23 protein-coding genes are annotated in these 23647 nt (G+C 37.2%); 11 read left to right on the plus strand and 12 right to left on the minus strand.

Annotated elements, in window-relative coordinates; translation table 11 throughout:
• Positions 1–16 precede the first annotated feature (16 nt).
• On the plus strand, positions 17–868 hold the full coding sequence (locus tag M9C83_07870) for a crotonase/enoyl-CoA hydratase family protein (GenBank protein ID URQ66555.1): 852 nt from the start codon (positions 17–19) through the stop codon (positions 866–868).
• On the opposite strand, the gene yaaA is transcribed toward M9C83_07870, so the two are convergent.
• Both yaaA and M9C83_07880 read right to left on the minus strand, forming a co-directional pair.
• Positions 865–1638 carry a peroxide stress protein YaaA gene (gene yaaA, locus M9C83_07875; protein URQ66556.1) on the minus strand — a complete coding sequence of 258 codons (774 nt, stop codon included), beginning with the start codon at positions 1636–1638 and terminating at the stop codon, positions 865–867. The two genes, M9C83_07870 and yaaA, sit on opposite strands and share 4 nt — an antisense overlap.
• Positions 1638–2852, minus strand: a complete 1215-nt coding sequence (locus tag M9C83_07880; protein ID URQ66557.1) for an acyl-CoA dehydrogenase family protein — start codon at positions 2850–2852, stop codon at positions 1638–1640. The genes yaaA and M9C83_07880 overlap by 1 nt, the downstream gene beginning before the upstream one ends.
• Before the next feature lie 54 nt (positions 2853–2906).
• On the opposite strand from M9C83_07880, the gene M9C83_07885 reads away from it, so the two are divergent.
• Both M9C83_07885 and M9C83_07890 read left to right on the plus strand, forming a co-directional pair.
• A complete protein-coding gene (locus tag M9C83_07885; GenBank protein ID URQ66558.1) occupies positions 2907–3407 on the plus strand; it encodes a TRAP transporter small permease subunit in 501 nt (166 codons plus the stop codon).
• Positions 3400–4773: a TRAP transporter large permease subunit gene (locus M9C83_07890; protein URQ66559.1), complete on the plus strand. Its 1374-nt coding sequence runs from the start codon at positions 3400–3402 to the stop codon at positions 4771–4773. The genes M9C83_07885 and M9C83_07890 overlap by 8 nt, the downstream gene beginning before the upstream one ends.
• A gap of 3 nt (positions 4774–4776) precedes the next feature.
• Here the strand turns inward: M9C83_07890 and lipA are convergent, their stop codons facing one another.
• Genes lipA through uvrD form a run of 4 tightly spaced genes read right to left on the minus strand, consistent with a single transcriptional unit; the run spans position 4777 to position 9622 of the window.
• Complete coding sequence (lipA, locus tag M9C83_07895; protein URQ66560.1) at positions 4777–5727, minus strand: lipoyl synthase; 951 nt, start codon at positions 5725–5727, stop codon at positions 4777–4779.
• Positions 5727–6341, minus strand: coding sequence for a lipoyl(octanoyl) transferase LipB (gene lipB / locus M9C83_07900; GenBank protein ID URQ66561.1), 615 nt, complete (start codon positions 6339–6341; stop codon positions 5727–5729). The genes lipA and lipB overlap by 1 nt, the downstream gene beginning before the upstream one ends.
• On the minus strand, positions 6338–7435 hold the full coding sequence (locus M9C83_07905) for a TRAP transporter substrate-binding protein (protein URQ66562.1): 1098 nt from the start codon (positions 7433–7435) through the stop codon (positions 6338–6340). The genes lipB and M9C83_07905 overlap by 4 nt, the downstream gene beginning before the upstream one ends.
• A gap of 15 nt (positions 7436–7450) precedes the next feature.
• The gene (gene uvrD, locus M9C83_07910; protein URQ67413.1) at positions 7451–9622 is read right to left on the minus strand and encodes a DNA helicase II; all 2172 of its coding nucleotides are present in this window, start codon (positions 9620–9622) and stop codon (positions 7451–7453) included.
• A 119-nt stretch (positions 9623–9741) separates the two neighbouring features.
• Between uvrD and M9C83_07915 the strand changes: the two genes are divergently transcribed.
• A complete protein-coding gene (locus M9C83_07915) occupies positions 9742–10155 on the plus strand; it encodes a nucleoside triphosphate pyrophosphohydrolase family protein (GenBank protein URQ66563.1) in 414 nt (137 codons plus the stop codon).
• Here M9C83_07915 and hemA read toward each other — a convergent pair whose 3' ends face one another.
• Positions 10156–11406, minus strand: coding sequence for a 5-aminolevulinate synthase (gene hemA / locus M9C83_07920; GenBank protein ID URQ66564.1), 1251 nt, complete (start codon positions 11404–11406; stop codon positions 10156–10158).
• A gap of 108 nt (positions 11407–11514) precedes the next feature.
• Here hemA and hemC point away from each other — a divergent pair, with 108 nt between their 5' ends.
• The 5 genes from hemC to hemJ are packed head-to-tail and all read left to right on the plus strand — an operon-like array spanning position 11515 to position 16322.
• Positions 11515–13011 (plus strand): hydroxymethylbilane synthase, encoded by a 1497-nt coding sequence (gene hemC / locus M9C83_07925; GenBank protein URQ66565.1) that lies wholly within the window; start codon positions 11515–11517, stop codon positions 13009–13011.
• Positions 13012–13060: 49 nt separating this feature from the next.
• Positions 13061–14056, plus strand: coding sequence for a porphobilinogen synthase (gene hemB / locus M9C83_07930; protein URQ66566.1), 996 nt, complete (start codon positions 13061–13063; stop codon positions 14054–14056).
• 4 nt (positions 14057–14060) lie between these two features.
• A complete protein-coding gene (locus tag M9C83_07935) occupies positions 14061–15080 on the plus strand; it encodes a uroporphyrinogen decarboxylase (protein ID URQ66567.1) in 1020 nt (339 codons plus the stop codon).
• Positions 15081–15083: 3 nt separating this feature from the next.
• Complete coding sequence (gene hemF / locus M9C83_07940) at positions 15084–15896, plus strand: oxygen-dependent coproporphyrinogen oxidase (protein ID URQ66568.1); 813 nt, start codon at positions 15084–15086, stop codon at positions 15894–15896.
• Positions 15897–16322 (plus strand): protoporphyrinogen oxidase HemJ, encoded by a 426-nt coding sequence (hemJ, locus tag M9C83_07945; GenBank protein ID URQ66569.1) that lies wholly within the window; start codon positions 15897–15899, stop codon positions 16320–16322.
• A gap of 111 nt (positions 16323–16433) precedes the next feature.
• On the opposite strand, the gene M9C83_07950 is transcribed toward hemJ, so the two are convergent.
• The gene (locus M9C83_07950; GenBank protein URQ66570.1) at positions 16434–17417 is read right to left on the minus strand and encodes an aldo/keto reductase; all 984 of its coding nucleotides are present in this window, start codon (positions 17415–17417) and stop codon (positions 16434–16436) included.
• Between the two features lie 88 nt (positions 17418–17505).
• Between M9C83_07950 and M9C83_07955 the strand changes: the two genes are divergently transcribed.
• On the plus strand, positions 17506–18489 hold the full coding sequence (locus tag M9C83_07955) for a phytanoyl-CoA dioxygenase family protein (protein URQ66571.1): 984 nt from the start codon (positions 17506–17508) through the stop codon (positions 18487–18489).
• Positions 18486–19367, plus strand: coding sequence for a phytanoyl-CoA dioxygenase family protein (locus M9C83_07960; GenBank protein URQ66572.1), 882 nt, complete (start codon positions 18486–18488; stop codon positions 19365–19367). Before M9C83_07955 ends, M9C83_07960 begins: the two co-directional genes overlap by 4 nt.
• A 1-nt stretch (position 19368) precedes the next feature.
• On the opposite strand, the gene M9C83_07965 is transcribed toward M9C83_07960, so the two are convergent.
• Genes M9C83_07965 through rlmN form a run of 4 tightly spaced genes read right to left on the minus strand, consistent with a single transcriptional unit; the run spans position 19369 to position 23638 of the window.
• Entirely contained in the window at positions 19369–20001 is a 633-nt protein-coding gene (locus M9C83_07965) for a VTT domain-containing protein (protein URQ66573.1), read from the minus strand.
• On the minus strand, positions 20001–21359 hold the full coding sequence (locus tag M9C83_07970) for an MFS transporter (GenBank protein ID URQ66574.1): 1359 nt from the start codon (positions 21357–21359) through the stop codon (positions 20001–20003). The genes M9C83_07965 and M9C83_07970 overlap by 1 nt, the downstream gene beginning before the upstream one ends.
• Positions 21360–21365: 6 nt before the next feature.
• Positions 21366–22517: an FAD-dependent monooxygenase gene (locus M9C83_07975; protein URQ66575.1), complete on the minus strand. Its 1152-nt coding sequence runs from the start codon at positions 22515–22517 to the stop codon at positions 21366–21368.
• Positions 22517–23638 (minus strand): 23S rRNA (adenine(2503)-C(2))-methyltransferase RlmN, encoded by a 1122-nt coding sequence (rlmN, locus tag M9C83_07980; protein ID URQ66576.1) that lies wholly within the window; start codon positions 23636–23638, stop codon positions 22517–22519. Before rlmN ends, M9C83_07975 begins: the two co-directional genes overlap by 1 nt.
• Positions 23639–23647 lie beyond the last annotated feature (9 nt).

Below are 23647 nucleotides of genomic sequence, written 5' to 3' on the forward strand. Positions count from 1 at the left end.
CAATACGGAGATAAAAATGGAATACACTTGCTTTGATTTAGAAATTACAAACAAAATAGCTCATATCAAAATGTCTAGACCAGACGAATTCAATACCATGAATAAAGCTTTTTGGTCCGAGCTTCCTCACTTAGTTGAGAGTATCTCAGATGATGCATCTGCGAGAGTTATAGTATTGTCAGGAGAAGGTAAACACTTTTGTGCAGGAATGGACTTAGCTAACTTCTCTCCATCAGATAAACAACCCAATGCTCATATGGGTATGAGGAAAGAATCTGGATATCGAGTGACACTAGATCTACAACACACAATTACTTGCTTGGAAAAGGCCAGAATGCCTGTAATTGCAGCTGTACAAGGTGCTTGTGTAGGTGGTGGTGTAGACCTCGCTACAGCTACAGATATGAGATACTGCACATCGGATGCCTTCTTCTGTATTCAAGAAATAAATATCGGTATGGCTGCGGATGTAGGTACCTTACAAAGAATTCCCAGACTAATACCTGAAGGTGTGGTCAGAGAATTGGCTTATACAGGTAGAAGATTCCTTCCAGAAGAAGCAATGAAACATGGTCTTGTAAATGAAGTATTTGAAACTAAAGAAGAAATGATGAAAAGGGTTATGGAGGTGGCTGCTGAAATTGCGTCAAAAGGCCCTCTTGCTATCGCGGGAACAAAAGAATCACTCAATTATGGAAGAGATCATACTGTGGAAGAATCATTGAATCATATAGCATTGTGGAATACTGCAGTTGGAATTAGCGACGAAATGTCAGTTGCTTTTAAAGCAAAGGCAGAGAATACTGAACCAGAATTCGAGGATATGCTTCCAAGAAGAAAATACTTGGACGGAGAGGTAGGCGTTTAAACTTTTCTTAAGAAGACGGGCGAATATTCTTTAGAATCCTTTTTGCTGAAGCGATAACCATCAATATTAAATTCTTGAAGCTCATCAGCTTTTTTTATCTTATTTTGAATAATAAATCTAGCCATCGTTCCCCTAGCCTTCTTGGCGAAGAAACTTATAATTTTATATTCGCCATTTTTAAAATCCTTAAAAACAGGATTGATAACTGGTAAATCTATTTCTTTATTTTTGAGAACTGAAAAATATTCTACAGATGCTAAATTTACAATTGCTTTTGATTTATTATCTTTAGCAATCCGATTAATAGAGGTACTAATCTTCGTTCCCCAAAAATCATATAGATTATTACCCCGTTCAGTTTTAAATTTAGTCCCCATTTCCAATCTGTAAGGGTACATAAGATCCAACGGCTTAAGTAAGCCATAGAGTCCCGATAATATGCATAGATTTTCTTGAGCATAATTAATTTCTGACTTGGAAAGAGAAAGCGCGTCTAAGCCTTGATAAACATCTCCTTTGAAAGCGAAGATTGATTGCCTAGCAGTACCATTTGGTTTGATAGGCTTAGTCCAATTCATATTTCTTTCAAAATTAAGAGCAGATAATTTTTCGCTTAACCCCATTAAGGAGGATAGGTCTTCCGGACTCTTTTTCTGTAATTCTTTTATGAGAATCTCACTATCAGAAAGATGTGAGGCTACTGAGAAGTCATCAAAATTTATATTAGACTCGTAATCTAGAGTCTTTGCAGGAGAAACTAATATCAGCATTAACTTAAACCTAAAACTAGTTTTGCCATTATATTTCTTTGTATTTCATTAGACCCAGCATAAATACTAGCCTTTCTATAATTGAAATATCTTGGTGCTGCAGTATTAGCAAATCTGCTGCCTATGGCGGGTTCATTATTTCCGATCTCAGGACCAGGATTATGAAATGGCAATCCGTAGTAACCGACCAGTTCTACCGCCAGTTCTGTTATAGCCTGACCTATCTCAGTCCCTCTAGTCTTTAAGAGAGATGACTCAGGACCGACATTCTGTCCGGCTGATAGACTTCCTAAAATCCTTAACTCAGTTGCTTCCATTGCATTAATTTGCACTTCTAATTTAGCAATTTCTTCCATAAAACTTTGGTCATCCGATAACTTGTTACCATTAACATCTTCTAAGTCCGCCTTTGCTTTCAGCTGTTGAAGTTGTTGGTAAAGCTCTGAGGAATAGCCGTTACCTCTCTCAAACTCCAATAAATACTTTGCATAAGTCCAGCCCTTGCCCTCTTCACCAATTAAGTTTTCTTTTGGTACTTTGACATCCTCAAAAAACACAGTATTGACTTCATGATGTCCTATTGGAGTATTGTCTAAGGTATTAATCGGTTGGACTTCGATTCCTTCAGAATGCATATCAATGAGTAAAAAAGAAATTCCTTTCTGCCTTATATCTTCCTGACTTGTTCTAACAAGACAGAAAATCATATCGGCATGTTGCGCCATTGTTGTCCAGGTTTTGGCTCCATTCACAAGGTAGTGATCCCCTTTATCTTCAGCTTTTGTTTTAAGTGAGGCAAGATCCGAACCAGATCCTGGTTCAGAATAACCCTGACACCACCACACTTTTGAAGAAAGAATATCGGGAAGATATTTTGCTTTCTGTTCATCAGTACCAAAAGCCATGATAACGGGGGCAACCATTGAAATGCCAAAAGCAGTAAAGCCAGGGGCTCTTGCTGCCGCCATCTCTTTACTAAACAAATATTTTTGTGAAGCAGTAAAAGAAGCACCACCATATTCTTTAGGCCAATTTACACCAGCCCAACCTTTAGAATAAAGCGCTTGTTGCCATTTAACATGTTCTTCTTTAGTAACATGGCCATTAGGAGAGTTCATGAGTCTATCTTTCATATCTTCAGGATAATTTTCCGTTATCCAGTCTCTTACTTCCTTTTGAAAATCTAATTCTTCTTGTGTAAATTGTAAGTTCATAAATACCTCCCCTCAATTATAATTGAATTTCTCGTTAACAAAAATAGATTTACCTTGGAAGGCGTTAGTAGATACTTAGATAGATTTTCAGAATTAACTGGAAAGATTTGCTCATGGTTCGTTGCAATAATGGTTCTTATAACTTGTCTCGTGGTTATTATGAGATATGGCATGGATATGGGTTCTGTTTTCTTGCAAGATGTAGTTCTGTATCTTCATGGTAGTTTATTCCTACTGGGTGCTGCGTTTGCCCTAAAAAGAGGAGCTCATGTCAGAGTAGACATCTTCTATAGAAATTTTAATGAGTCTAAAAAAGCTCTTGTAGATTTACTTGGTAATGTCATTTTTCTCCAACCGGTATGTTGGACAATACTTTTTTATTCATGGGGTTACGTGGAATTCTCATGGAGAATTATGGAGGTTTCACCCGAGCCAGACGGTCTACCCTTTGTTTACATACAAAAATCTTTGCTAATAGCAGTTGCTGTTCTACTCTCGCTTCAAAGTCTTTCCGAAATCTTAAAATCATATCTAGTTATTAAGCACCATGGTTGAATTCATACCACTGTTAATGTTTGGTGTAATTTGCTTAGTCTTACTAGCAGGCTTTCCTGTAGCCTTTTCATTAGCAGGAACTGCACTTATTTTTGCTGGATTAGGTGTAATCACAGGAACCTTTGAAAGCGCTTTCTTAGGAGCAATTCCAAATAGGCTTTATGGAGATATGACAAATATGACTCTTGTCGCGGTTCCTTTATTTGTTTTCATGGGTGTTCTGCTAGAAAAATCAAATCTAGCTCAAGACTTACTGAGTAATATGGCGGAGGTTATTGGTGGTTTTAGGGGTAGCCTAGCTATATCTGTCATATTCGTTGGAGCCTTAATTGCAGCAAGTACAGGAATAGTTGGTGCCACAGTCATAGCAATGGGATTGATTTCTTTGCCTATCATGTTGTCTAGAAACTATGACCCTAGTCTTTCTGCAGGAACTATCTGCGCGACTGGGACTTTAGGTCAAATTATTCCGCCTTCAATAGCATTGGTGATATTAGGAGATGTTCTTTCTGCTGCTTATCAACAATCTCAGCTGAGTATTGGTAATTTCTCCGCAAGAACTGTTTCAGTGGGTGATCTGTTTATGGGGGCAATTATTCCCGGCCTTATTTTGGTTTTTTGCTACGCATTTTATGTAATCATTAGAGCTTATCTTTCGCCTAAAATGGCTCCGTCTCAAGTAGTAACTATAGTCTCTGGAAAGTGGAAAATATTACTGACATCTTTACTTCCTCCATTTATCCTAATAACTTCTGTATTAGGATCTATTCTTTTGGGTATTGCTACCCCAACAGAAGCGGCTGGTGTTGGAGCTCTCGGAGCTATTTTACTAGCTGTAAGCAAAAGCAGTCTAACTAGGGCAAACCTCACTGAAGCTGTTGAAACAACAACAGAAATTACTGCTATGGTTTTTATGATACTTTTAGGGTCATCAATTTTCTCATTGGTGTTTAGAGGATTTGGAGGAGATGACCTCATAACCGGTATCTTTACAGAATTACCGGGAGGAGCGTTTGGAGCCGTCTTGGTAGTTATGGTGATAATTTTCTTACTAGGTTTCATATTAGATTTTATTCAAATTACACTAGTCGTGGTTCCTATTGTTGGACCGGCATTATTAATGCTGGGAGTCGATCCCATTTGGTTGGGTATAATGATTGCCATAAATCTTCAAACATCTTTTTTGACTCCTCCATTCGGTTTTGCTTTATTTTATTTAAGAGGTGTAGCACCAGATACCCTCGCAACGAAGGCTATATATAGAGGGGTTATCCCTTTTATTCTTATTCAGCTGGGAGTTTTGATAGCTCTAGCTATTTTTCCAGAGTTGGTGACTGCACTACCACAAGCAGTTTACGGAAATTAGTTTTCAAATAAGATGGGCTATTCTATCGGCCCTATAGGATGAACGTACCATTGGTCCAGAAGCAACTTCTAAAAAGCCAATTTCTATTGCAAGTTTTTTAAAATATTCAAATTCATCCGGTGTATACCACTTTTCAACTGGTAAGTGATTTATAGTAGGTCGCATATATTGACCGAGAGTGAGCACATCTACTCCTACTCTTTTGATATCTTCAAAAGCTACCAAGATATCTTCTTCAGTCTCACCGAGTCCAAACATTAAACTTGTTTTTGTAATAATTTTTGGAGAGTTCTGCTTTGCATGATTCAAAACTTTTAAGGTTTGATCATATCCAGCTCTCGGATCTCTTACGCGTCTAGTCAATCTTCTTACTGTTTCAAGGTTTTGAGCAAATACTTCTAAATTTGAATCTAAAAGTATTTCTAAAGATTTCGTATCTCCAAGGAAATCAGGAACTAATGCTTCGATAATTACTTTTGGAGCTTTTTCTTTAATGGCTCGAATGGTATCAGAAAAATGTCCTGCACCTCCATCGCTCAAATCGTCTCTGTTGACAGAAGTTAAAACGGCATACTTTAAACCCATATTAGCAATTGAGTTAGCAACTTTCATTGGCTCGTCTTCATCTAACTTACCCTTAGGGTTTCCAGTATCAACTGAACAAAATTTGCAGGCACGAGTACAAACAGAACCCAGCAACATAAAGGTTGCTGTGCCATGACTCCAACATTCCTGAATGTTTGGGCACATCGCCTCTTCACAGACAGTATGAAGCTTCTTATCGGTGACAATACTCTTTATCTCTCTGAACTTTCTTGAGTTTTGTGATTTTACTCTTAGCCATGTAGGCTTTCTTTCAATCGGAATAAGCTTATTTGAATTGGGTTTTATGCCATTCTTTACAGCAACTACGCCATTTTCTTTAATAGTTTTAGTAGGTATTAAGTTTTCCATTATGCAGCCTCAGAATCATACTCTCTTAGTATGTTCACCAAGTCTTGTTTAATTGTTTTAATTGATACGGGCGATAGATCTTTAAGTTGAGTTACTTCTAGGGAGTCAAATCCACATGTAGCTATTCCTTCAAAAGGCTTTAGGTCCATATCTACATTAAAACTTATACCATGGTAACAATGACCTTTTTTTATTTTGAGACCTATTGAAGCTATTTTTTTTTCTTGAACATAGATACCTGGTGCACCAATTTTTCTTTTTGCATCTACTCCGTATTTACTTAAGAGATCAATCATTATATTTTCGAGCTCACAAATTAATTTTTTTGGACCCCAACCCAACCTTCTTAAATTCAAGAGGAAGTAGATCATCAGCTGTCCTGGTCCGTGATAAGTTACCTGACCACCTCTATCTGTTCTCACTACTGGAATATTATTATTTTGAATTATATTTTTCTCTTCAGCAGCATGTCCTAGAGTGTAAACAGGATAATGCTCCGCAAACCATAACTCATCTGGTTCATTTCCCAACTTTTGATTTACTGTGTCCTGCATTCGCTTCCAAGTATCTTGATACTTTTCCAAACCTAAATCTCTAAATTCTAAATTCTTCAATCCAATTCTCTTGTATCTATGTATGCCTTCTCAGAAATCCTATGATAGTTGATTACTTGTTCTTTGAACTCGGTATAAGATTTATAAACTCTCTGTGCCATTGGATCATCTTTTATGAAATCTTCCATAACTTCCTCAGTTATTTTCTTCAATTCTATGAGGACGTTGTCTGGTAACTTCCTAAGATCAACATCATGCTTTTCAACAAGCTCTGTAAGAGCTTTGTTATTTCTAGCAGTATATTCATCAAGCATTTCTTGATTAGCCGATTTAGCAGCATATTTAATTATTGCCTTTAAATCGTCTGGTAGAGCTTCATAAGCTTGTTTATTTATTATAATTTCCATAGTTGAGCCAGGTTCATGCCATCCAGGGTAGTAGTAATAATCAGCGACTTGATGAAAGCCGAAGGTCAAATCATTATATGGTCCAACCCACTCTGCAGCATCAACCACGCCTTGTTGCAAAGAAAGAAAAATTTCATTACCCGGCAGGGTTACCGTTTCTGCACCTGCTCTAGTGAATACTTCACCAGCTAAACCTGGTATCCTCATTTTAAGTCCCTTTAGATCGCTCAAAGAATTAATTTCTTTTTTGAACCAACCAGCCATCTGGACTCCGGAATTACCTCCAGCTAATGGGATTATATTAAAAGGCTCATAAGCTTCTTCCCAAAGCTGCATACCCCCTCCATAGTGAAGCCAACCATTCATTTCTTGAGCAGTGAGTCCAAAGGGTACTGCGGTAAAAAATTGAGAAGATTTTACTTTTCCTGTCCAATAGTAAGATGCTCCATGTCCAAGCTGGACATTTCCTTGTGAAACGGCATCAAAAACTCCTAAAGCAGGGACGAATTCTCCAGCTCCGTAAACTTTTATTTGCATCCTTCCACAAGTCATTTCATTTACGTATTTAGAAAAATTTTCTGGCCCCATGCCAAGCCCAGGAAAATTTTTAGGCCAAGTAGTCACCATAGTCCATTTATAATTCTTTGCTCCATTTGAAAAACATCCTTGATCTTCACTGGTGAATTCTTCTGTGCTCGAGCAAGAAACCAAAACAAAGAAAGTCCCTATAGCTAATATTCTTTTCATATTAAGTACCTTATTTTATATATTTTGCAGTTTAGCGTAAGCAACCATGAGCCATTTAGTTTTACTTGTATCAAAATTAACCTCTACTCTCGCATTGGCCCCTTCGCCTTCGTAATTGAGAATCACACCTTCTCCGAAAGCCTCATGCAGAACCCTTTGTCCTAATTTAAAATTTGTATCCGGAACTTCTCCAGAAACTCTACTTGAACTAGTTTTTGCAGTTCTAGAGACATTGCCACCTGTGCGAACCTCAACGGTTAGCTCATCGGGTATCTCTCTTAAAAACCTTGAAGCAGGATTAAAATTCTCCGAGCCGTATAAATTTCTCATTTCTGCATGAGTCACAAATAATTTTTCCATAGATCTGGTCATACCTACATAGCAGAGTCTCCTCTCTTCCTGTAACTGATTTGGGTCTTCTATAGATAATTTATGTGGAAAGAGTCCTTCTTCAAATCCGGTTATGAAAACCATAGGAAATTCTAGTCCTTTGGCAGAATGCAGTGTCATAAGTTGTATCGCTGACTCGTGCTCTGAAGCTTGAGTCTCACCTGCATCAAGGGCAGCATGATCTATGAACATCTTTAAGGCACTCTCCTCCAGTTCATCAAAAGAATCAGGTTCAAAATCTCGGGCAGCACCAACTAACTCCGATAAATTTTCAACTCTTGTCCTGCCTTTTTCACCAGCTTCTTTCTTGTGGTATTCGATAAGCCCACTTCTTTCAATAGCCATATCAACTATATCTCTGAGTGGTAAATCTCTCGTATCTGACTCAAGAGTATTAAAACTAGACATAAACCCTTGAATGGACTGAGATGCTCTAGCTGTAAACTCTTCGACATCTATCAATTCTTCACAAGCTTTCCATAGAGATATATTTTTTTCGGCGGCTTTAGCTCTAATTATATCTATGGTCTTAGCACCTATACCCCTTGGTGGAATATTGATAACCCTTTCAAATGCTGCGTCATCTTCTCTACCGTATAAGAGTCTTAAGTAACTCATAGCATTCTTGATTTCCGCTCTTTCATAGAATCTCAAACCACCATAAATCTTATAGGGTAAAGATTCTCTTAGAATTGCCTCTTCAAGTACCCTTGATTGTGCGTTGGACCTATAAAGGATAGCAACTTCATCAAGACTTCTTCCTTGGTTTACCCAATTCTGTATGCTGCCGACAACATACCTAGCTTCATCATCTTCGTTGTAAGCTGAATATATAGAAATTGGTTCTCCTTCTTTCTGATCAGTCCAAAGTTCCTTTCCCATTCTTCCTTGATTATTTTTAATGACTGCATTTGCAGCATTTAAAATAACTGAGGTTGATCTATAGTTTTGCTCTAGTCTAATTATTTCAGTATTTTTATAATCAGTTGTAAATCTATTTATGTTTTCACTTTTTGCACCTCTCCAACCATAAATTGATTGGTCATCATCTCCTACAGACATAAAGCATGCGCCACCATCAGCTAGAAGTCTCAAAAACTGATATTGGACTTCATTAGTATCTTGAAATTCATCTACCAATATATGGCTAAACCTTCTTTGATAGTGCTTCAAGACCTCTTCGTTGCTTTTGAGTAATATATAAACTCTAAGAAGTAATTCTCCAAAATCTACTAAACTTTCTCTCTCGCAAAGCTCTTCATAAACCTTATATACTTCGGCCATCTTTTCAGCGAAATAGTCATCTGCTACTTCTACATCTTTTGATCTTCTGCATTCATCTTTTTGCTTATTTATAAACCATTGTATCTGTCGTGGAGGCCACTTGGTATCATCCAAACCCATTGACTTAATGACTCTCTTAATTACCCTGTATTGATCCTCTGAGTCCAGAATCGCGAATTCCTTTCTCAGCCCAGCTTCTTCCCAATGTGTCCTTAATAATCGATGCGAGATTCCATGAAAAGTTCCACACCAAAAATTTCCCATCTCTTCTTGAACAATGTCTTCAATTCTCCCTCGCATCTCTCTAGAAGCTTTATTGGTAAAAGTAACAGTTAAAATTGAATGTGGATTTATATTTTCAGCTTTGATAAGCCATGCCACTCGATGGGCAATAACTCTTGTTTTTCCTGAGCCTGCGCCCGCAAGAACGAGTAAATTCTTAGATTCGGAGGTTACTGCATTCCTTTGGGGTTCATTTAAACTTTCGAAGATTTCTGATACATCCACACGTATATTCTAACTAAGAATCGTTTTCCAATCTTGAGTTATTCGGTCTAAATCAGAAAAAAATTGGTTCATTAAAATTTTTTAAAGCACCTATGAATATCATATTCTTTAGGTATCATTGAGCTATGAAAAATACAGAAAAATTCTTTGAAACTTATTGTGATTTTGTAACAAAAGTAACTAGTGATCCGAGCTTAAAAATAGAGGACTTAAAAAAGTCTTTAGATGAAATTCAAGATAATTCACCTATCGATACCCCTCGTTTACTTACTGCTGCTCTTGGTCTGGGAAGTGAGACAGGAGAATTTGTAGAAATAGTAAAAAAAATGATTCTACAAGGTAAGCCGGCCGATCAGGACAATATCTTTCATATGAAAAGAGAATTAGGAGATGTGATGTGGTACTGGGTTACAGCTTGTATGGCTTTAGACCTTAATCCAGTCGAAGTGATTTCAGAAAATCAAAAGAAACTTGAGGCGCGATATGGTGAACAGTTCACAATAGACCAAAGTGAAGTTAGAGCGAAAGGAGATCTGTAGCTAGTAGATTCTTGAAACTGCCTTTTTTTCTGCTTCTGTAGGCTCTGCCCTTTTTAAATCCATAGATTTCCAAACATCATCTAAAGCATTCAAAAAATGATCTATATCACTTGCTTCATGTCGGGGCGTGATAGTAACTCTAAACCTTTCATCACCTTTTGGAACAGTAGGATGGAAAACAGGTTGAATATATATTCCATGTTTTTCAATCAAAAGATTAGCCGCACCTTTACATAACCTAGGATCATATAAATGTATTGGGATGATATGACTATCATTTTCGAGAAAAGGAATTTCAAGATCCCTTAAGCCCGATCTAATTCTGTCTGAATTATGTCTAATATTATCCCTAAGATGCTCAGATTGCATTGCAATTTTTATACTAGTAATTGAGGCGGCTGCTATAGATGGGTTCATAGAAGAGGTAAAAATAAATCCAGGTGCAAAGCTTCTTATATAGTCAATGATGTCAGAATTAGCTGCAACATAACCGCCCATTTGACCGAAGGACTTAGACAAAGTGCCGTTGATAATATCTATATCTTCCTCGAGCCCTTTTTCAGCGGTAATACCTCTACCCTCTGGCCCATATAGTCCAACTGAGTGGACTTCGTCTAAATACGTTAAAGCATCATACCTTTTAGCAAGTTCAATAATCTTTTGAAGAGGAGATCGGAGACCTTCCATTGAATACAATGATTCAAACACAATTATTTTTGGTGTGTTTGCATTAGCTGTCTTTAAAAGCTCTTCCAAATGCTCGGTGTCATTGTGCCTAAAGACATGGCATTCAACATTCGCATTCTTTATACCTTGAATTAAAGAGGCATGATTCAACTCATCAGAGAAAACTTCAACACCCTCTAAATTTTTACAAAGTGTCCAAAGAGTGGACTGATTGGCAGTGTAAGCTGAAGGGAAGAGTAATGCCGCTTCTTTCCTGTGCAAATCTGCTAAGAGTTGTTCGAGATCAACATGGTAAGTAGATGTTCCGGATATGTTTCTTGTTCCACCTGACCCTGTGCCAAGTTCATTTATCACTTGGACGGAAGTTTTGGTAACCTCTGGATGCTGACTAAGATTCAGGTAGTCATTACTGCACCAAACTTCAACTTCTCTTTCATTCCCCTCGAAACGTTCAGTAGCTTTTGGGAAGCTCGTTTTATTTCTATTTATAGCTCTGAATTTACGGTAAAGCCCTTGAGATTTCAATGATATGAGTTCGTCCGAAAAGAATTTTTTATAGTTCATGAATTAATTACTAATAAAAGTTAATATAATTATGGTTGACGCGGACTGCATTGTAATTGAAATCTACTGCGCCAAAGTAATTAAGAATTATTCTCATTTAACCCTATTTTGAAAGTCTTAAAAATTTTATCTAGAAAAAGTCCTCTTGCAAAGATTCAAGCTATGCTTGTAGCTGAACGAATATTAACAGCTTTTCCTAACATTGAAATATTGCATCTGCACAAGAAGACTCTCGGTGATGAAGATTTGACTACTCCCTTAAATAAAATGCCTGATATTGGAGTGTTTACAAACGATATAAGGAATGATCTTCTCAACAATGTTGCGGATATCGCTGTGCATTCATGGAAAGATTTGCCAGTAGACCTTGAAGAAGGCACAGAGATAATTGGTACACTTGAACGAGCAGATATGAGAGATATGATCTTTTTGAAGAAAGATAGTATCGATAAAAATAACCTCTCAATCCTGAGCTCTTCGCCAAGGAGAGCAAAGAACCTATCCACCTTCTTGCCATCAGCATTACCTTTTAAGTCAAAGGTAAAATTTACAGATGTCAGGGGTAATATTCATACTAGACTAACAAAGTTGATTGAAGGAGATGATGATGGTTTGATAGTAGCGAAAGCAGCCATTGATAGATTCATGCAAGATAAGAGTGGCAAATTCGAAGATGAAAGAAACTCTCTGCTTGATATGCAAAAAAACCTTAGATGGATGGTATTGCCCTTATCGCAAAATCCCTGTGCTGCTGCCCAAGGAGCACTGGCTATCGAAGCTAGACAAGAGGATGAAAGGGTAAAAGAAATTATTTCTACTATCTCAAATAAGGAAATTTTTGATTCAGTAGAGAAAGAAAGAACTTTATTGAAATCTTATGGTGGTGGATGTCATCAAAAGATAGGTGTCAGTCATGAAATCCTTGAAACTACAGAGTTATTGACCGTAAAAGGTGAGACTGAAGATGGAGAAGAGTTATCCAAAAGGTCACTTCAGAATAACGACATTAACTATTTTAGTTCTATAAATAATTCTAATTATTTTCCAAGCAACAAAGAAGAGCAAAAGTTCTTTGAAAGAAAACCAATTGTCGATTCTAAGAAGGCCTTGAAGAATGTCAAAAATAAGGGTATTTATATCAGTAGATCGAATGCAATCGAAGACTCTGGCCTCATAGATGACTCGAATATCATCTGGACAAGTGGTATCGATACTTGGAAGTCGCTAGCAAAAAAAGGGTATTGGGTTAATGGAACCTCGGATAGTCTTGGTGAAAATAATTCTCCTGAAGAAAGTTTGTTTGAAGACATCACCTGGCTGAAAGTAACACATAAGGACAATGAAGATCGGGAGAAACAAATTTTAGCAACTTACGAATTGAAGGCTCTAGATATATCCGAAAGACTTTTGGAGTGTGATTACTTTTATTGGATGAGTACAAGTTCATTTGAAATTGCCATAAATAAATATCCTGAGCTTAAAAATAGAAAACATGCTTGCGGACTAGGAAAGACTTTCAAATCTATACAGAAGACCATTCCAGGAGTTACACCCTTTCTAGACTTCGATAGCTGGCTCGAAGCCGTAAACAAAAAGATAAGATAAAATACCGGATTCGCCTGAGGTATAATGGTGAATTCTTAATTCAATTAGTATGAACGTATCAAGAAAATTCCCTCAATCAAGATTAAGACGAAATAGGTTTACTTCGTCCATAAGGAGTTTAGTGGCAGAGAATAGCCTGTCAGTAAATGACTTAATACAACCTATATTTGTAAAGGAAGATTTAGATGGAGTAGAAAATATAGATTCTTTGCCGGGAATTAGTAGATACGGACTTAATGCTTTAGATGAAGAAATAGAAAAGATTCAAAACAATAAAATAAAGGCAGTTGCTATATTTCCCGTCATCAATCCCAATAAAAAAGATGAGACAGGAAGCGACTCATTAAATGAAGATAATTTAGTATGCACTGCCATCAAGCAAATCAAGAAAAACTCTGGACTGGCCGTTATAGCAGATGTTGCTTTAGATCCTTACACTTCACATGGGCATGATGGTGTACTGGATAAGAATGGATATGTTGAAAACGATAAGAGTCTTTCTCTGCTCATAGAACAAGCCCTCACTCTTGCCAAAGCTGGAGCAGATATGGTTGCTCCTTCAGATATGATGGATGGAAGGATATCCGGTATCAGAGATTCTTTAGAATCTAATAACTTTTCTAATACAATCATTCTCTCTTATTCAGCAAAATACAGTTCGAAATTTTATGGTCCATTTAGAGACGCCGTAGGATCCTCCGCAAATCTTGGTGTGGGCAGTAAAGATACCTATCAGATGTCAGTTGCAAATATCGATGAAGCATTGCACGAAGTGAAAATGGATATAGAAGAAGGTGCAGATATAGTGATGGTTAAACCAGGGATGCCTTATCTTGATGTCATTAAGGCAGTTAAAGATACTTTTAAAGTTCCAACATTTGCTTATCAGGTAAGTGGTGAATACGCCATGCTCAAAGCTGCGATAGAAAATGATTGGTTATCCGATGAAGTAATACTTGAATCCTTATTAAGTTTTAAAAGAGCTGGGGCAGATTGCGTTCTAACCTATGCTGCCAATGAAATAGCAATAAAGTTAAATCAATAGAGACTTGCCTAATAAAAAATTCATAAATGCTATAGAGAGAAAGCCACAGGCCTGTCCTCCAATATGGCTAATGCGTCAAGCAGGCAGATATCATGCTCACTACCAAAACTTAAAAAAGGATCACACTTTCGAGGAACTCTGCAAAAAACCAAAACTTGCTGCTGAAACTGCTATGGGTCCTATTAACGAATTTGATTTTGACGTTGCAATTCTATTTAGCGATATATTATTTCCCCTTGAAGCGCTCGGTATGGACTTATCTTATAACCCAGGGCCTCAATTTGGCCTTCACCTAAACGAGGATAATGCTGAAAGCTTAATCATTAATCACAATCCTATAAACTTTATGGAATTTCAGGGTGAGGCAATAGAAAGAACTATCGAGAGACTGCCCAATGAAAAATCATTAATAGGCTTTGTTGGCGGACCTTGGACTTTGATAGCTTATGCATGCAATATCAGTAAAGATTCTAGTGATATTCATTTGAATAATTTTCAAATAGGACTTTTAGATAACGTGATTCTTCCACTTCTAAAACAGAATGTGGAATTGCAATTGAATGCTGGAGCCGAAGTCGTGATGATCTTTGATTCCGCTGCACATCAGCTCGCAGAAGAAGACTTAAATATCTACCTAGACAAGACCTTCAATATGTTAGTCAAAGAATTTCCCAATAAGGTTGGCTACTATGCAAAAGATGGGGTTGACTACGAAACTATAATTGCGAAACAAGATAACCCTCAAATAAACCTAGCAGGAATCGGTATAGACTCTAATGTCGATCTAAGAGATTACTTTAAAAAAACTTCAAATGGCTTCGTACAAGGTAATTTTAGTGAGTATTTCTTAACCCTCCCCCATGAAAAGTTCTTACCAAAATTGGATAATTTCATAGCACAAATGTCAGTGCTATCACCAGAAGAAAGATCGGGTTGGGTTTGTGGACTAGGTCATGGAGTTCTGAAAACAACTCCTCAGGAAAACGTCAAAGAATTTGTACAAAGAATTAGAGCATCCTTTTAAAGAATGGATATTGAAGAAAAAAAATCCTTAACTTCGTCTTGGTTTAGAGAACTGAGAGATATGTTCTGTGAAGAATTTGCAGATATAGATGGTGGGAGTTTTGAAAGAAAAAACTGGAATCATAAATTTGAAGGGGGCGGAGAGATGAGCCTCATGAAAGGTGAAGTCTTTGAAAAGGTTGGTGTAAACATATCTACGGTATCTGGAAAATTTGATAATGATTTTAAATCTGAAGTTAAGGGTACAGAGGAAGCGCCTAACTACTGGGCAAGTGGCATTAGTCTTGTGGCACACATGCAATCACCCAAAGTACCGGCATTTCACTTTAATACGAGATATATAGTTACTGGAGATTCCTGGTTTGGAGGTGGAGGAGATCTAACTCCAACAATTAAAAAAGAAGATGAAATTAAGTTCTTTCACAAATGCATGAAGGAAGCCTGTGATTCGGCTGATCCAGATTATTACGAGAGATATAAAAAGGCTTGTGATGAATATTTTTATCTACCGCACAGGTCAGAAGCCAGAGGTGAAGGTGGGATATTTATTGATCATTTAAAAACAGAAGATTGGAATAAAGATTTTAGCTTTATAAAAGAAGTAGGTTTATCCACCTTAAAAGCAATTACAACAATTATCAGAAACCTTAAGGATGAGGAATGGACGGAACAGGAAAAAGAGCAGCAACTTATCAAAAGAGGTCGTTATGTTGAGTTTAATTTGCTTTGGGATAGAGGAACTGCATTTGGCATAAAAACTGGGGGCAATTCGGATGCTATATTGATGTCTATGCCGCCTACTGCCAAATGGGATTAGATGAATACCTACTTAATTTTTAAAACCATTCATATAATCTCGGTAATTACCTGGATGGCTGCCCTATTCTATCTTCCAAGACTATTTGTATATCACTCCACCAAAGAAATAGGCTCAGATGCTTCTGAGACATTTAAAGTAATGGAGTCTAAGTTACTAAAAATCATTGCTAATCCATCTCTCATTCTGGTTTGGATCTCAGGTCTAGCCCTTCTGAGCTACAAAGGTTTAGAAATTTGGCTGGTTCTAAAAATGTTTCTTGTCATGGGCATGACTCTTTTTCACTTTTATCTTCATTTTCTCAGGGTAAGTTTTGAAGCCGATTACAACACAAAATCAGAAAAGTTTTTTAGGGTTATAAATGAAATACCGACGATACTGTTACTGATAATAGTAATACTGGTTGTCTTTCAACCCAGATTTTAAAACTCTACAACCTCTCAAGGCGTTAAAACTCGAAAGAATTCTTCAGATAAACCTAGTTCTTTAAGGGATTGCTTCTAGTGATTGTGGATTATTAGCCGAAAGAAGTTTGCTTTATCTCGATAAAGCTTTATCTATTGCACTAATATGATCCTGGTCAAGTTCTCCGAGTGATTCTGCTTGTATGCATTCTAAAAGCTCCTCCCTATTTTTTACACCTAATATTACAGACGACACTTTTTCGGCGCTAAGAGCATATCGGTGTGCAAGAATGGATGGATTTATATTCCATTCGGAAGCTAACTTTCTGAAAGGTTCAGCTTTATCATAATCCTCAAAATCTTTTATATCAAAGCCCGATGGGTGAGGTTCTCTATCCATTTCTAAAGTTAATGCCCCAGCCTGAACCGCTCTAATTCCAAGTATCGGTACTCCAACTTTCTGACTTTCAGTGAGAATTTTTTGAGGATCAAAATCTTGATCAACATATCCTATGGCACCTGCTGAATTCAAGGGATTAACAACACACTGAACAGCTTCAGGTTGAATATCATGATTTAAGACCTCGAGTATTGCTTGAGTTTGACCTAATCCGCCTATACCCCAGCTACCGATCTTTCCTTCATCTTTTAATCTTTCAAAGGCTGGTATAACTGCATTGTAATAACAAGAAAGTGATGTTGTATTAGTCTCTCTATATTCATTAAGTGTGTATAGCTGGAAATCATCTTGTCGTAACTGTGAATGCAGTAAGAAAAGATCAACCCTTTCCATATTGAGATTATCAAGGCTCTTATTGAGAGATGAAATTAAGCGCTCATAAACTTCATCATCTGGCAATGTTCCCAATCTACATTTTGTAGTAATTTTTACATCTCCTAAATCTTTCCCTTTAAAAACTTCACCAACAACTCTCTCGGCCTCTCCTTTTCCATACATTGGTGCAACATCGAGGTGAGTTATACCCTTTTCAATGGCAAGATTTACTGTCGCAACTGCTTCCTCTCTAGATGTTTCACCCCAGACCTGTCCAAGGCCTCCACCACCTAGGGTTAAAGCGCTTATATTTCCAAATGGCTTAAAACTTCTTTTTTTCATTTAACAATTTAAATTCAAAAATATTATAACGGAACGCTCATTCTGAATATTGAAGAAAACAATTTTTTCATGCTACCATCATGTTTCTATGATTTTAGAAGATGGTCCAAAACACACAAAAGATTTAAATCAAGCTAAGCTAGACTTAGATAAATTTGGTTATTGTTTAATACCAGATGTTCTAAATGAGAATGAAATAAGAATTGCTAAAAAACGACTTCTTGAGCAAGCTGAAGCCGAGGAAGAACTAGGTCTTTCTTTTCGAGATGGAGGGGCAGATCAAGAGGTACAGTTCAAAGAGGGGCGTGTAGACAAAACTTCATTCACTAAGAGCAACGGAGGGGTGAACCAAAGGCTTTGGATGTTAGCGAATAAAGGTGAATGTTTCAGAGAGATGGTTACTCACCATCTAGTAGATGAACTTGTCGGTCATATTTTGGGTAATGATTTTATTTTATCCACTCACTCAGCAAATATTGCCAAACCCGGTGGAGTAAGAATGGGTTTGCATACAGACCAATGGTGGATGCCTCAACCGGTAAGGGCTGGAGAAAGTTATATAAGGCCCTCAGAAATAACAAGAAAGGCTGATGTAAATTTTGTTGAGCCTGATGTGTCACTTGGCATATCACCCCCGGTTGTAGCTAATTGCATGTGGATGCTCTCAGATTTCTCTCCAACGAACGGGGCTACTGAGGTAGTTGCAGGATCTCATCTAACCGGGGCGCACCCCAACCAAGAGGACCAAAGTATGTATCCCATAAATCAACCTGAGGCAAAGGCAGGCTCTTTAATGGTTTTTGATGGAAGACTTTGGCATGGTACTGGAGCTAATACTGGCAATACTGACAGACTCGGAGTGTTGACAACTTTCTGCTCGCCTCAGTTTAGACAACAAGAAAACCAAACACTTGGGCTCGATAGAGATCTTTGGGATTCTTGTTCGGAAAAACTAAAGTCCAGACTTGGATTCAAAGTTTGGAATGCATATGGAAGAATTGAAAGCTCTATGGACTATCTTATTGATATTGAACCTGAAAGAATAAAAGAATTAAAACCGACCAAGCAATGAATCTTGAAAAGCTAGAGTATCCACCCTTAACCGAAGATGTTGAAGAAGCCAAAAATCACTTAGATAAATATGGTATGGCTTTGATCGCCAACGTATTGAGCTTTGATGAAATTGATGAGATGGATAAAAGACTCAACGAACAGTTCTTAGGCGAGGAAAAATATAAGGTAGGTTCAAAAATTAGAGGTGATGAGGGATTGGGAGTAGAGTCATCTGATGAAGAAAAAGTAAGTAGATTAGTTTGGAATTTAATAAATAAAGGTGATTGTTTTTTAAAGCTTATAGATCATCCAAAAATACTGCCGCTCATTCAGCATATAATCGGAGACAAAGTGTGTCTTTGTTCAATGGGAGCACATATGAATGGAAGTGGCAACGAGAGAATGGCGCTTCACCAAGATCAATGGCCTTTGGTACCTCATCCTATGGACTTTCCTTTCATGGCGAATGTAATGTACTTAATCTCAGATAACTCTCCTGAAAATGGTGGTACAAGGCTTATACCTGGATCACATAAATGGCCACTTATAGATTATCGCACGGCAAATGGTGAAGAGATTCAAAAAATGGCTAATTCTCTAACCGCACCGAAAGGTACAGCAATAGTTTGGGAAGGAAGGCTTTGGCATGGTAATGGTTTAAATAGATCAGGATCCATGAGAAGCAATATCTCGACAGCTTTCTTGCAACCCTGGGTGAAACCGCAAGAAAATCATCAATATAGTATCCGAGATGAAGTGCTCGGTAAGATAACCGAAAAACAAAAACACATATTAGGTTTCAGTTCTTTTGGGACACTCGGCGGGCATGACGGATCTAGCGTTTCACCTGCAGAATTTGATCCCAAAAAGGAGTCCATAGGGATACTTAAGCCTTGATCTAGTTGCTTAATTTCCTATATAAAAAATAGAGTAAGGCAGGTAACAAGGACGCTCCAAAAAAAGCTAAAGTTGATGAACCGCTTGATAGTGCTGCAGCTCCTAGTCCAGAAAATACTATAGCTACACCTATATTAGATAAAATCATTACATAGACAAATTTCATAAAGGGCATATTAGTAATTCCGGCAGCAAGTGTACTGAGTTCAGCAAATGCTGGAACAGGTCTAGCAAGAATTAAGCCCATGACATCAATATCTCTAGCCGAATCTTCAGCTTTTTTTAAATCTTCGACACCAACTATCTTTTGAGCGAGCGGCCTTGCTGCAAATCTCCCTACTATGTAGCCAAAAACAGCTCCTAAATTTAGACCTATCCATACAACAACAGAAGCAATTGCCCAGCCCAAACTAGCTCCTGCTAAAGTATTTGTTAATCCATTTGGAACAGGGAGAAACACATCAGCAGCTAGAGCAATCATAACTACAATCGAAGTATAGACAGTATTTTCACCTGCCCAAGCTAGTGCTGTTTCTCCATATCTAGAAAATGGTGTTTCCAAAAGGATTGCTGGAATAACAATGGTCGTAAATAAAACTATAATAAATGTAAGCCATTTAAATAATCTGGTCATTAAGCTCTTTCTTGAATCTGTTGTTTTATTGCTGCGTGTTCTTTTTCACCAAACTTAAATTTTTTATATAAAAGATAAGCTCCTAAACTGTAAAAAACTAAAGGCACAAGGCCATAGAGACTAATCAGTGCAATTTTTACTTCCATCGTCTGAGGTTGATTGGGGATAAAACCAGAAAACTGCAGAACAAAGCCAGTTACAAGAAGCATAATCCCTGTTGCGCTTTTAAAGACAAAATTAAGAGCTGCAAAATAAGAACCTTCTTTCCTCTCTCCTGTTAGGTACTCATCATAATCTATTACATCACCTTTCACAGAAGGCCCAATTGCTCCTCCACAGCCTGCAGCCATACCACCTAAAGCTGCCCCAATAAACATAACAATCAACCTATCAGTTATAGAGTCCAAAAAAGGAATAATAAAAATTCCGCCGAATGAAATACCAGTAAAGGCAAGACTAAAAACCCATAATCTTATTTTCCCAAATCTCCTTGATAATGGTATCCAAAGAGGAACAGATAAAGCTGACGGAAGCATATAAGCAAATATAATTAAAGGCGCCCAAGCAGGAGCTTCAACTATATATTGAGTCACATAAAGGGTGAGCACTCCTATAACTGCCCCACCTAAATTTTCAATAAACAGAACTATTATTAATATTTTCGCATGTGGGTTTATCCATACATCTCTAAATGCCTTAAATGGATTTTTATTTACTCGGTTTTGAAATTCAGGATTTTCTTTAAGTTTTGAGACTGCAAAAAATATCATTAGAGACATTGCACCGATGGCATAAAAAGCGAGACTACCAGCCAATTGTCTAACATCTCCATCAGGGTTATTTTCTTCGCTAATCAGCAAACTCATTGAGACTAATGCAAGAATTGATCCCAACGTAAAACCTATATGTCTTATCCCAAAAAGCCGAGTCCTCTCATGATAATCTTCTGAAAGTTCAGCTCCTAAAGCCATATGCGGTACGTTAAGTAGAGTTATTGCGGAATAGAAACTGAGTATTGCTATCATCATCCACAAATCAAGAGATTGACCTTGCATAGATTCGGGTGGCGAAAAGACTGCCAAAAATCCAAACGAAATGGGAATAAAGCTTATTAGCATCCATGTCCTTCTTCTGCCAAATTTAAAGGTGGTCCTGTCGCTTAAATATCCTGCAATGGGGTCTGATACGGCATCCCATATCCTAGATATACTAAAAATGACTCCCATTACAGCTGGAGCAATAAGTAGTACGTCGGTGGAAAATTTCATTACGTAGAGGCTCATTAAAAGATACATATAGCCTGCACCCAATCCCGGCATGCCGTAAGCTATAGTTGTTCCTAATGTTACTTTTCTCATTTAAATCTACTTTAATTCAGAGAGTTCTTTAATAAGATTATATGAATGCAGTTTATTAACACTATTATTCATAATTATTTTTGTAAGTAAGTTTCTTATCTTTGCCAGTATGGGGTTGGAAATATGATTAAATATCCCCTGAAGTTTTGATCTTTTTTGTATCCATCTACTTCTACTATTTCTCAACCTATCATATTTACGAACTATACTGCTCAGATCTTCTTTGTCCTTTATTAAAGACGCTAAACAGTAAGCATCTTCAATCGCAAGACACCCACCTTGTCCTAGAAAGGGAGCCATAGGATGAGCGGCATCTCCTAGAAGCAAGCACTTATCTCGATACAGTTTTTTTGGGAGAGATCTCTCAAAAATACCCCATTTATATATTTCTTGAGACGAATCAAACATAGAAAGTAATTCTTCGTTCCATCCAGCAAAGCAATTAAGAAATTCAGATTTATTACCCTTTATTTTCCAAGACTCTTCAGACCAAATTACATTATGCTCAATAGCAATGAAATTAATAAGATCTCCTCTGCCAGTTGGATAATGTACACAATGACCTCCAGGGCCGTAGTAGACATTGACCTTGTCATTACCTTCGAATTTAGGAAGGTTCTCTATCGAGGTCATACCTCTCCATGCTACATATTTTGTAAATTGAGGTTTTTGGTCATCAAAATAATGCTCTCTTAAAGAAGACTTAATACCGTCGCAAATTAGGATTAGATCATAGGTCTTTTTTTCATGATTAGGTATTATGATTTCTCCTATAGCAGGATCAATTGACTCAATCTCACTATCGAGGATTATATTTCCACCAAGCTCTTCAAATTTATTTGAGAGTGTTAAAACAAGATCTCTTCTATCTAAAGTTATAAAATTTTTATCAAGTGTCTGGAACTTTATTACCTTAGCTTTCTTATAATCCCGTATGAAGGAACCCAAAGGATAGTGACCCTTAGAAGATAAACCTTCCATAAGATCCAGATCTTGCAACAACAGAGTAGCGTTCTTGGAAAGTGTTATACCGGCTCCAAATGAATCTATAGATTGCGATCTTTCAAAAATTTCAACTTCTAAGCCTATTTTTTTTAATGCATACCCAGCAGTTAGACCAGATACTCCTGCTCCTATTACTGCAATATTTCTTAACACTAGATTGCCTTAGTCTTAATTTGATTTTTTTGTGCTCGTTCTTTTCTGCGCGTCTTATCATTAACTTGTCCAACTAATTGTCCACAAGCAGCCATGATGTCGTCACCTCTTGTTGATCTAATGGTCGTAACATAACCCTCATCTTGGAGATATTTTTGAAACCTTTTCACTCTATTTCCCGAGGGTTTTAGATAACCTGATCCTTCAAAGGCATTAAAAGGAATTAGATTTATTTTGCAGGGTAATTGTCGCAATAACTTTGCCAACTCTTCTGCATGTGTCATTTCATCATTAATACCATCAATCAGAATATACTCGATTGTTGTTATTCTCTTATCATCGCATGAATCGACATAACGCTTCACTGAATCCAGCAGCTCTTGAATGGGATATTTTTTATTTATAGGAACCAGCTCATTTCTAAGTTCATCATTAGGAGCATGTAAGGATATTGTAAGAGCAACATCACTTACCTTACTTAAGTCATCAATTTTAGGAACAATACCTGAGGTGCTCAAAGTAACTTTTCTTTTAGATAGACCATAAGCGTGATCATCTGTCATTAAATCCATGGCATTTACAACAGGTTCAAAGTTTAACAATGGTTCTCCCATTCCCATCATTACCACATTTGTAATATGTCTTGAGTTAGGCTCTCTAGGTAAGCCAAAGGAATTAGCAGCAACCCAAACTTGTCCTATTATTTCATCTAAGTCTAAATTTCTTGAAAAGCCCTGCTTTCCAGTAGCACAAAAACTGCAATCTACCGCACACCCAACTTGTGATGAAACGCATAAAGTGGCTCTATTCTTTTCAGGTATGAGAACCATTTCAATTAAATCTTTTTCTCCAACTTTAATGACCCATTTTTTGGTTCCATCTTTTGATGATTTTTCATATAAAATTTCAGGAACCTTTATTTCACAAGTTTCTTCTAGTCTTTGGCGCAATTCTTTTGACAGATCGGTCATCTGAGAGATATCTGAAACTCCTCTTTGATGTATCCATTTAATTATTTGGGTCGCCCTAAACGGCTTTTCCTCAATGGAGACAAAAAAATCCTCTAACTCTCTCCTACTTAAGCCCATAAGGTTAATTTTCTTAGAATGATTTTGTTTCATATGTCTTTT

This window comes from SAR86 cluster bacterium, from assembly GCA_023703575.1.
GTDB lineage: Bacteria > Pseudomonadota > Gammaproteobacteria > Magnimaribacterales > Magnimaribacteraceae > Magnimaribacter.

What these genes read in the sequence shown, in the direction of transcription:
- hemB (URQ66566.1), top strand. Translation starts at nt 13,061, where the DNA reads ATGAACGTATCAAGAAAATTCCCTCAATCAAGATTAAGACGAAATAGG.
- M9C83_07950 (URQ66570.1), bottom strand. Translation starts at nt 17,417, where the DNA reads ATGAAAAAAAGAAGTTTTAAGCCATTTGGAAATATAAGCGCTTTAACC.
- M9C83_07960 (URQ66572.1), top strand. Translation starts at nt 18,486, where the DNA reads ATGAATCTTGAAAAGCTAGAGTATCCACCCTTAACCGAAGATGTTGAA.
- M9C83_07890 (URQ66559.1), top strand. Translation starts at nt 3,400, where the DNA reads ATGGTTGAATTCATACCACTGTTAATGTTTGGTGTAATTTGCTTAGTC.
- hemA (URQ66564.1), bottom strand. Translation starts at nt 11,406, where the DNA reads ATGAACTATAAAAAATTCTTTTCGGACGAACTCATATCATTGAAATCT.
- M9C83_07965 (URQ66573.1), bottom strand. Translation starts at nt 20,001, where the DNA reads ATGACCAGATTATTTAAATGGCTTACATTTATTATAGTTTTATTTACG.
- M9C83_07880 (URQ66557.1), bottom strand. Translation starts at nt 2,852, where the DNA reads ATGAACTTACAATTTACACAAGAAGAATTAGATTTTCAAAAGGAAGTA.
- hemF (URQ66568.1), top strand. Translation starts at nt 15,084, where the DNA reads ATGGATATTGAAGAAAAAAAATCCTTAACTTCGTCTTGGTTTAGAGAA.
- yaaA (URQ66556.1), bottom strand. Translation starts at nt 1,638, where the DNA reads ATGCTGATATTAGTTTCTCCTGCAAAGACTCTAGATTACGAGTCTAAT.
- hemJ (URQ66569.1), top strand. Translation starts at nt 15,897, where the DNA reads ATGAATACCTACTTAATTTTTAAAACCATTCATATAATCTCGGTAATT.
- rlmN (URQ66576.1), bottom strand. Translation starts at nt 23,638, where the DNA reads ATGAAACAAAATCATTCTAAGAAAATTAACCTTATGGGCTTAAGTAGG.
- M9C83_07955 (URQ66571.1), top strand. Translation starts at nt 17,506, where the DNA reads ATGATTTTAGAAGATGGTCCAAAACACACAAAAGATTTAAATCAAGCT.
- M9C83_07915 (URQ66563.1), top strand. Translation starts at nt 9,742, where the DNA reads ATGAAAAATACAGAAAAATTCTTTGAAACTTATTGTGATTTTGTAACA.
- M9C83_07870 (URQ66555.1), top strand. Translation starts at nt 17, where the DNA reads ATGGAATACACTTGCTTTGATTTAGAAATTACAAACAAAATAGCTCAT.
- M9C83_07905 (URQ66562.1), bottom strand. Translation starts at nt 7,435, where the DNA reads ATGAAAAGAATATTAGCTATAGGGACTTTCTTTGTTTTGGTTTCTTGC.
- M9C83_07970 (URQ66574.1), bottom strand. Translation starts at nt 21,359, where the DNA reads ATGAGAAAAGTAACATTAGGAACAACTATAGCTTACGGCATGCCGGGA.
- lipA (URQ66560.1), bottom strand. Translation starts at nt 5,727, where the DNA reads ATGGAAAACTTAATACCTACTAAAACTATTAAAGAAAATGGCGTAGTT.